The 8959-nt window shown below is 65.4% G+C and carries 8 protein-coding genes and 1 pseudogene; 5 read left to right on the top strand and 4 right to left on the bottom strand.

Translation table 11 applies throughout. The annotated features are described in order from the left end of the window. The 3 genes and pseudogenes from SE92_RS17725 to SE92_RS36705 form a co-directional block, all read left to right on the top strand. Nucleotides 1–295, top strand: a pseudogene (locus SE92_RS17725) (hypothetical protein); the annotation flags it as partial. A gap of 92 nt (nucleotides 296–387) precedes the next feature. After that, a complete protein-coding gene (locus SE92_RS17720; RefSeq protein ID WP_063196994.1) occupies nucleotides 388–1914 on the top strand; it encodes a hypothetical protein in 1527 nt (508 codons plus the stop codon). 26 nt (nucleotides 1915–1940) lie between these two features. Then, nucleotides 1941–2105: a hypothetical protein gene (locus tag SE92_RS36705; protein WP_198172684.1), complete on the top strand. Its 165-nt coding sequence runs from the start codon at nucleotides 1941–1943 to the stop codon at nucleotides 2103–2105. Between the two features lie 4 nt (nucleotides 2106–2109). Here the strand turns inward: SE92_RS36705 and SE92_RS17715 are convergent, their stop codons facing one another. After that, nucleotides 2110–2757 (bottom strand): glutathione S-transferase family protein, encoded by a 648-nt coding sequence (locus tag SE92_RS17715; protein ID WP_063196992.1) that lies wholly within the window; start codon nucleotides 2755–2757, stop codon nucleotides 2110–2112. Between the two features lie 149 nt (nucleotides 2758–2906). Between SE92_RS17715 and SE92_RS17710 the strand changes: the two genes are divergently transcribed. Further along, on the top strand, nucleotides 2907–3455 hold the full coding sequence (locus tag SE92_RS17710) for a TetR/AcrR family transcriptional regulator (RefSeq protein ID WP_063196990.1): 549 nt from the start codon (nucleotides 2907–2909) through the stop codon (nucleotides 3453–3455). A gap of 16 nt (nucleotides 3456–3471) precedes the next feature. Here SE92_RS17710 and SE92_RS17705 read toward each other — a convergent pair whose 3' ends face one another. Both SE92_RS17705 and putA read right to left on the bottom strand, forming a co-directional pair. Continuing rightward, a complete protein-coding gene (locus tag SE92_RS17705) occupies nucleotides 3472–4677 on the bottom strand; it encodes a CaiB/BaiF CoA transferase family protein (RefSeq protein ID WP_063196988.1) in 1206 nt (401 codons plus the stop codon). A 116-nt stretch (nucleotides 4678–4793) separates the two neighbouring features. After that, nucleotides 4794–7793 carry a bifunctional proline dehydrogenase/L-glutamate gamma-semialdehyde dehydrogenase PutA gene (putA, locus tag SE92_RS17700; protein ID WP_063196985.1) on the bottom strand — a complete coding sequence of 1000 codons (3000 nt, stop codon included), beginning with the start codon at nucleotides 7791–7793 and terminating at the stop codon, nucleotides 4794–4796. Between the two features lie 114 nt (nucleotides 7794–7907). Here putA and SE92_RS17695 point away from each other — a divergent pair, with 114 nt between their 5' ends. Then, nucleotides 7908–8369, top strand: a complete 462-nt coding sequence (locus tag SE92_RS17695; RefSeq protein ID WP_063196983.1) for an Lrp/AsnC ligand binding domain-containing protein — start codon at nucleotides 7908–7910, stop codon at nucleotides 8367–8369. A gap of 165 nt (nucleotides 8370–8534) precedes the next feature. Here SE92_RS17695 and SE92_RS17690 read toward each other — a convergent pair whose 3' ends face one another. Then, a complete protein-coding gene (locus tag SE92_RS17690) occupies nucleotides 8535–8735 on the bottom strand; it encodes a cold-shock protein (protein ID WP_008134691.1) in 201 nt (66 codons plus the stop codon). Nucleotides 8736–8959 lie beyond the last annotated feature (224 nt).

Genomic DNA, 8959 nt, shown 5'->3' with positions numbered 1-8959 from the left:
CGCGCCTGCCAAGGAGACCACCGGCTCGATCGCGCCGACCCAGGTTGCGACCGCGGCCGCCGCACCGGCTCCGGTGGCTGCCGCCCCCAAGACCGAGGTCGGCCGCCTGCCGACGGTCGAGGGCTGGCGCTTGCGCAACGCCGCCAATGGCGGTGCGCTGATCGAGGGTCGCGACGGGCTCTACGAGGTCTATCCCGGCGATCCCATCCCGGGCGTCGGCCGCGTCGATGCGATCCGCCGCCAGGACGGCCGCTGGGTCGTCGTCACCAGCAAGGGGCTGATCGTCGCGCGCTGAGCCTTCGATATCTGACATCATTGAGGCGCTTCACTGCGATGTGAGGCGCCTTTTTGCTTGAATAGGTGTCCTCGCGCGGTGTTACCTAAGGCATGCGCCGCGCGTTGCGAATTCTCATTGCTGTCGCCTTGCTGTTCGGCGGCGCCGCCCCGCTATCGGCCGCGGAGACCGCGCCGCTGACGCGCGGCACGGCCATCACCGATCCGGAATTGCTGCGCAGGCTCGATGAGGGCGACGTGTTCACGATCCCGCGCCTGGTGTCGCCCGAGCGGGAGGCGGCCCGTCCGCTGACGACCGACCTCTTGTTTTCGGAGCTGCCGCAGCTCAAGGACATTCCGCCGGCGATCGACGCGGAGTTCGACCGCTACATCACCAAGCGGACGGCCGAATATCCGACCGAGACCATCGGCGTCGGCGAAGGTTTTGATGTCCAGCTGTTCGACCGTGCTGTGCTGAAATCGCCCAACACGCGTTTCGTGCTCGCCGGCATCGTCAATCGCATGGACCGTGCCTATGTCGACGAAGAGTCCTGCGGCGAGATCCGCTTGATCTACCGGCTCGCACGTTTCGACGGCGGCAAGACCGCGACGCGGCTGCCGATGACGTTCAATCTGGTGATGAAGGCGCGCGATCCGCGCCAGACCGATGCGAACGGCAAGCCGATCGGCTGCGCCGAGATCGCGAAGCGCTGGCTCGACAATGGAAATTGGCAGGAGCTGATCGGCGGGCGAGACGACGCCATGCTCGATCGCATCGAGACCAACATCCAGATCTCCATCGCACCGAAATCGCCGCTGCATGATTTCCGCTCCGACTATCTGCTCAAAGTGTTCAAGTACGATGCGCTCACGAAGACGTTCGCGGAAGGGAAGCTGGAGAACCAGATCGACCGCGACCGCATTCTCTCCGACGATGCGCTCCGGCGCGACTTCAAGGCCTGGCTGCTCTCCCCTGAGAATTTGCGCGCGTTCGATCGCGGCACGGTGCTGATCCCGGAGAAATTCCTGGCCAGGGCGGCGGTCGTGCCGACGCCCGCCGGCCTCGATGCGTCGCCGCTGCAACCGGAGTTCGGGATGATGCAGGGAGAAGCAAACGGCGAGGGGAAAGGGGATCCGGTCTTCACCGACAATGACGTGGTCGGCGCGTTGAAGCAGGCGGCGGCGCGCGGCGACATGCAGAACGTCCGCTCGATCGCCGGGTTCCAGCGCCGTCTCAACGACGTCACCTGCGCCGGCTGCCACCAGACCCGCGGCATCGGCGGCTTCCATTTCCCCGGCGTCGACTGGCTCGCGGACAAGCCGTCCAACGTTTCTATCGTGCCGGCCTCGCCGCATTTCATCGGCGACCAACTGCGCCGCCGCGACATTCTGACCGCGTTCGCTGCGGGCAAACGCCCTGATTTCTCACGTGGATTTGCCAGCCGGCCGCAGACCCGCGGCAGCCGGGAGCTTGCGGGGAGCGAATATTGGGACGGCTGGGGCGCGCATTGTTCCCTGCAAGATGCGGGATCGGGAACGCCGGACAAGAGTTTTACGTCATGGAGCTGTGCTAACGGTCTCACCTGTCAGGCGGCCGCGGCCTCGCGCCACATCGGCATGTGCTTCGTCAAGACGCGTTAGACCTCACCAGACAATTTGGATGACCCATGACGGATACCGGCAACGCCAACAAAGCGCGCAATCGCGAGATCGCGCAGAATGAGGAAGCCAAGCAGGTCACCGGCAGCGCCCGCGTGAGCATCTGGGCGATTGCGGTGGCCGTCATCGTCGGCGGGGTCTTGTTCACGCTCGGCTGGCTGTCGCTGAGGTGAGCCCTCAGGTCGCGTAGTTCGTCATCCGCTTGCCCGGCAGCAGCTCGTAGGCCGGCTTCCAGCCGGGCAGTGCGGCCATGCGGTCGAGCCAGGCGTGGATGGCGGGATGGCTCGCGGCGAAGTCGAAGCCGTGCTCGTCGCTCGGATAGTGCAGATAGGCCATCATCGAGATATCGGCGACCGTCGGCCTCGCGCCGATCGCGAAGGCGTTGTGCTGGAGATGCCCATCGAGAATGCCGAGAAAATCCTCGAGCCGGCGGCGGAAGTGCTTCAGCACCTGCGGATCATTCTTTTCGGTGAACGCTCGCATGAAGCGATAGGCCGCCATGTAGCCGGTGAGCTTGTGGTTGTCCCAGAACAACCAGCGCAGCAGCTCGAACTTCTCGTCCTCGGTCTCGGCGCCGAAGCGGCCATACTGCTCGGCGAGCCTCAGCAGCAGCGGCGCGGTCTGCGTCATCTTCACGCCGTCGACCTCGAGCACGGGAATCTCGCCCATCTCGTTGACGGCCTTGCGCCACTCCGCCGTGCGCGTGACGCCGCCGCCGAAGTCGGTCCAGACCGGCTCGAACGTCTCGCCGCACAGCGTCAGCATCAGCGCGAGCTTGTAGCTGTTGCCGGATTCGGGGAAATAGTGGAGGCGGTAGCTCGGCATTGAACGCTCCTTGCCTTTCGGGGCCGGGACAGCGATGTTGCATATGATCCGCATAACAGAACATTTGTTCTGTAGAACGTCAAGCGCTGGATGTCAGGCCGGTGAGCAGGGATTCAAAAGCAGAGCCAAGCGAGCGCGAGCGGCCATTGATGCAGGCAACGTTGCGCATCATTGGGCGACATGGCCTCGACGGTGTGACCCACCGAGCGGTCGCGACTCAGGCCGGGGTTTCACTCGGCGCGGTGACGCATCATTTCGGGACCCGCGATGTGCTGATTGAGGCAGCCCTGCAGTTTGCCCTGGCGCGTGAAGTCGGCAGGCTGCGTGCGTTGGCACTTGGTCTTCAGGGCAAGGCGTTCGAGGTGGAGGCCTGGATCGACGCATTGGTCGATTTCTACGTCAGCGAGCTCAGCCAAGAAGCCGAGACGCATATCGCCTGCTATGAGGCCTTCCTGGCCGCCGCGAGGCAAGAGCGCTATCGGCCCGTGGTCGCCGAGTGGTTCGACACATGGCGGCAGAGTGCTGAGCTTGCGCTAAAAGCTGCGAAGTCGCCGAACTCACGCCGCCACGCCGAGGTGTTCGTCTCGGCGCTGATTGGCTTGCTCTTTCGTCAACTCGCCACGCCCAGAGCCAGCTTCCGCCGTGAGGCGAAGGCGGAACTGCTGGAGCTGGTGGCCAGCTTGATCGGACGGAAATAACGGCGGCGTGCGGGCCTTACCCGACCGCCCCCGATCCCCGCAACCGCTTGATCGCCGCCTCGTCGTATCCTGCGCCGCGCAAAATTTCGTCACTGTGCTCTCCCACGGCGGGCGGCTTGCGCGGCTGCACCTTCTTGGTGCCGTCGATCCAGATCGGGCTGTTGATGGTGAGCATGGTGTCGTTCTCGAACGGCACCAGCACCTCGTTGTCGAGCATCTGCTTGTCGTTCGGGATGTCGTCGAGCACCGCGACGACGCCGAACACGAGGCCGTTGCCGTCGAGGATCTTGCGCCATTCGGCGAGGTCCCTGGTCGCAAAGGTCTCGTCAAAAATCTTGACCAGTTCGACCGAACGGGCCTGACGGTCGGCCTTGGTGGCAAAGCGCGGATCGGTGATCAGGTCCTCGCGCCCCAGGCACTTCGCCAGCGCCGGAAACTGCTTCTCCTCGCTCAGCAGCGACAGGATCAGCCAGCGGCCGTCCTTGCACTGGTAGTGGTTGGCGACCGCGTTGAGCGCGCGCTCGCGCGGGCGCCGCTCGCCGAACTTGGCGCCGCAGAGTTTTGCCTGCGCCAGCACGCTCGCGGCCCACACCCCATTCGCCATCAGATTGGAGGCGACATGCGAGCCCTTGCCGGTCTTCTCGCGCTGGTACAGCGCGGTGACGATGGCGCCGTAGAACGCCATGGCGCAGGGATGGTCGCCCATGCCGGCGACCGAGCGGGCCGGCGTGGTGTCGGTGTCGGCGCGAACCAGGTCCATCAGGCCGGAGCGCGCCCAATAGGCGTTGCTGTCGAAGCCGGGCTTGTTGGCCTCCTCGCCCTTTTCGCCGTAGCCGGTGAAGGAGGCGTAGATCAGCCGGTCGTTGAGATGGGCGAGATGGTCGTAGGTGATGCCGAGCTTGGCGCGCACCGGCGGCGGCATGTTGGTGATGAAGACGTCGGCCTCTGCGACCAGCTTGTAGAGCACCGCCTGCGCCTCCGGCTTGGCGAGGTCGAGCGCGATGCTCTTCTTGTTGCGGGCTTCCAGCAGCCAGGCGAAATTGTGCTCGCCGGTGGGATAGCCCGGCAAATTGGGCAGGTTGCGATAGGGGTCGCCTACGCCGGGCGGCTCGATCTTGACGACGTCGGCGCCGAAATCCGACAGCACGGTCGCGGCCGCGGGCGCTGCGATGAAGCTCGCGCAATCCAGAACTTTCAGGCCTGAAAAGATGCCTTTTTCCATCGCGGCGTCGCTCCCTCAGCTCTTGTCGTTTCCCGCGCGCTGGAATTGACGCGGGCCGGTGGTGGGAGCATTAGACCGATGTTTTGCAGGGATGCAACGGCGCCTGACGCAGGGCCTCACTCCTCCCCCGCAAGCAACGCCGCGTTGCCGCCCGCCGCAGCGGTGTTGATCGTCACGGTCTGCTCGGTGGCGAAGCGCGCGAGGTAGTGTGGGCCGCCGGCCTTGGGGCCGGTTCCCGAGAGACCGTTGCCGCCGAACGGCTGCACGCCGACCACGGCGCCGATCATGTTGCGGTTGACATAGACGTTGCCGATCTGGGCACGGTCGATGACGGCCTCGATGGTGTCGTCGATGCGCGAATGAATGCCAAGCGTGAGCCCGTAGCCGGTGCGCGCGATGGCAGCAAGCACACCTTCGAGGTTCTCGGCGCGATAGCGCACGACATGCAGGATCGGGCCGAAGACCTCCTCGGTGAGCTGGCCGGCCTCCTTGAGCTCGAAGATGTGCGGCGCGACGAAGCAACCCTCCGGCGCGCTGCCGGCAAAATGCAGTCTTGCTTCCTTCCTCATCCGCGCGATATGCGCATCGAGGCGCTGCTTGGCCTCCATGTCGATGACAGGGCCGATATGCGTCGCGACGTCGAAGGGATCACCGATCTTCAGCTCGCGCGCCGCGCCCGCGATCATCTCGATCATGCGGTCGGCGACATCCTCCTGCACGAACAACAGCCGCAGCGCCGAGCAGCGCTGGCCGGCGGAACGGAACGCGGAGGTGACGACATCGTCGGCGACCTGCTCGGGCAGCGCGGTGGCATCGGCGATCATGGCGTTGATGCCGCCGGTTTCCGCGATCAGCGGCACGATCGGCCCGTCCTTGGCGGCGAGTGTCCGGTTGATCAGGCGCGCCACCTCGGTCGAGCCGGTGAAGACGACGCCGGCGATATCAGGGTGCGCGGTCAGCGCGGCGCCGATGCGGCCGTCGCCGGTGACGAGCTGAAGGGCGCCCTTGGGGATGCCGGCCTCGTGCAGCAGGGCCACGACTTCGTGCGCGATCCGCGGCGTCTGCTCGGCGGGCTTTGCCACGACGCTGTTGCCGGCCATCAACGCCGCCGTGACCTGGCCGAGGAAGATCGCCAGCGGAAAATTCCACGGCGAGATCGCGACGAAGACTCCGCGGCCGCGCATCGCAAGCGTATTGCTCTCGCCGGTCGGGCCCGGCATGGCCGTTTCAGCGCCGAACAGCTTTCGGCCCTGCGCGGCATAATATCGGCAGAAGTCGGCGGCTTCCCGCAGCTCCGAGAGCGCATCGTCCAGCGTCTTGCCGCCTTCACGTTGCAGGAGCGCGATGAAATGTGCGCTGCGGCTCTCCAGCAGATGCGCGGCCTGCTCCAGCGCTGCCGCGCGCGTGCCGGCGGGTGTGCGGCTCCAGGCCGCAAAGCCGGCGCGTGCCGCGGCCATGGCCGCATTGGCCTGGTCGGGCGTGGCGTCGGCGATCGGCTTGAGGTCGGTGGCCTCGGCCTTCACGTCGGCCAGCAATCGGTCAAGCGCGGCGCGCGAGCCGAATTCGACGCCCCGGGAGTTGCGCCGTTCCGGCGCGAACAGATCACCGGGCGGCGGAATCTTGGAATGGGCCGCGGCTTGCGGCCGGACAATCGCATCCGCCGGGCGCTGCAGCAGCGCCGGAACAGGCACACGATAATCGGCGGCCTGCGCCACGAAAGAAGAATTGGCGCCGTTCTCCAGCAGCCGCCGCACCAGATAAGCGAGCAGATCGCGATGGCTGCCGACCGGCGCGTAGGTGCGGTGGGCGATGTCAGGATGATCTTTTGCCAGTTGCTCGTAGAGCGCTTCGCCCATGCCGTGCAGGCGCTGGAATTCGAAGCCGCCGCCGTCTTTCGCGAGCTCCAGCACGGTCGCGACCGTCAGCGCATTGTGGGTGGCGAATTGCGGGAAGATGCGCGGCCGTAACGCCAGCAGCTTCGTCGCACAGGCAACGTAGTTCAGGTCCGTCATCGCCTTGCGCGTGAACACGGGATAGCCAATGAGCCCGCGCTCCTGCGCGCGCTTGATTTCGGTGTCCCAATAGGCGCCCTTGACCAGCCGCACCATCAGCTTGCGGTCATGCGCGCGCGCGAGCGCATCGACATGGTCGATTACCGCGCCGGCGCGCTTCTGATAGGCCTGGATCGCGAGGCCAAACCCGTCCCAGCCTTTGAGCGAGGGATCGGCGAGCGTCGCGGCGATCACGTCGAGCGACAGCTCCAGCCGGTCGGCTTCCTCGGCATCGACGGTGAAGTTGAGGTCATGCGTCCTGGCGCGCTGCGCGAGGTCCAGCAGCAGCGGCACCAGCTCGGCCATCACGCGCGCGCGGCTGATCGCCTCGAAGCGCGGATGCAGCGCCGAGAGCTTGACGGAGATGCCGGGCCGGTCGGGCAGGGGATGGCGGCCGGCCGTCTTGCCGATGGTTTCGATCGCACTGGCATAGGCGTCGAAATAGCGCTTCGCGTCGGCGGCCGTGCGCGCGCCTTCGCCGAGCATGTCGAAGGAATAGCGCGGCTTCTGGCCGGAGCGCGGACTGCCTCGCTCCAGCGCCTGTTCGATGGTCTCACCCAGCACGAAATGGTTGCCCATCAGCCGCATCGCCTGGCGCGTTGCGGTGCGCACCGCCGGCGCGCCGAGCCGCTTGACGAGCCGACCGATGGTGCCGTCCGGCGTCTCGCCGGGCTGGATCACCCGCGCCGACAGGCCGAGCGCCCAGGCCGAGGCGTTGACCAAAAACGCCGTGGACTTGGTCTCGTGGTGGATGAAATCGCCCTCGCCGAGCTTGTCCTCGATGAACTGGTCGGCGGTGCGCGCGTCCGGCACGCGCAGCAGCGCTTCGGCCAGCACCATCAAGGCGAGCCCCTCCTTGGTCGAGAGCGCGAATTCCCGCAGCATGTCCTCGACGCCACCGAGCCGGTCGTCGCGCTTGCGGATCGCTTCGATCAGCCGCGTCGCGGTGCGGTCGATCCGCGCCTCCTGCGGCGGGCTGAGCGGCGCGGCCGGCAAGAGCTTTGCTGCGATCTCGGCGTCATCGGGCGCGTAGGGAGCGGAGAAGGGCGGCGGAATGTTCGGCATGGCGGGTCCTGTGGCTGAAATCCAGGATAATGCCGGGGTCACCGTAGTTCGATAGACAATCTAGCTGGTTTGCCTTAGAAAATGAAGATCATAGGCAGTTTGACCTCATAAATCATGGAACTCGATCGAATCGACCGGAAGATCCTCTCCATTTTGCAGGAGGATGGGCGCATCGCCAATGTCGACCTCGCCGAGCGCATCGGCCTGTCGCCGACCTCGATCGGCGAGCGGCTGAAGCGGCTGCAGCGGGAGGGCTTTGTCGAGGGCTATGGCGCGCGGCTCAATCCGCACCGGCTCGGCCTCGGGCTCCTGGTGTTCGTCGAGGTGCTGCTCGACAAGACCACGCCGGACAATTTCGAACGGTTTGCGCGCGCAGTGAAACTCGCGCCCGAAGTGCTGGAGTGTCACATGGTTGCCGGCGGCTTCGACTATCTTGTGAAGGCGCGGCTGGCAGACATGACCGCCTATCGACGCTTCCTCGGCGAGACCCTGCTGTCGATGCCGGGTGTGCGCGAGACGCGGACCTATGCGGTGATGGAAGAGATCAAGCGCGACGCACCGTTGCCGGTGGGCTGACGAAATGCCGTCGCGATTGTCATTGCTGTGGCGTTGAACGAGCGGTCTTCGCGCGAAAAAATAGCTCTCCGTGTGCAATCGCAACGCCTGTCGTCGAATGCACTCACCGTCTTCGAAAATTTTCTTGGCCCGGCCCCCGGACAAAGCCGGGAAGCAGCAAAGGGCTTAGACTTTGAGGTTCTCTGCGGAGGTCTTGCCCCGGTTTGCGATCTCTTCGTATTCCACCGTCTGCCCCTCATTGAGCGAGGACAGGCCGGCTTTCTGAACTGCCGAGATATGCACGAACACATCCTTGCCGCCCGACGCAGGCTGGATAAATCCATAACCCTTCGTCGGGTTGAACCACTTGACCGTACCTTTAGCCATCACGACTTCTCCGCGGGTCTTCCTCCGAGATCTCGAACCGCCAGTCCCCGCCAACCGGCCGGTTCGGTCCTAACAGGATACGCGGAATGTGGCCGGCTTGGTAGCTCAAACCACATCGGCATTTCGCCGAATTCCGCTCAACTTCGCGGCGCTTTTGCCGGTTTTGCCCGTTTCGCGGTCAAATGAGTGGCGGGCTGCGGTAACGATCTTTCTTACCCTCCCCT

This window comes from Bradyrhizobium sp. AT1 (genome assembly GCF_001590795.1).
GTDB lineage: Bacteria > Pseudomonadota > Alphaproteobacteria > Rhizobiales > Xanthobacteraceae > Bradyrhizobium.
This window is presented reverse-complemented; position numbering and strand designations above follow the sequence as displayed.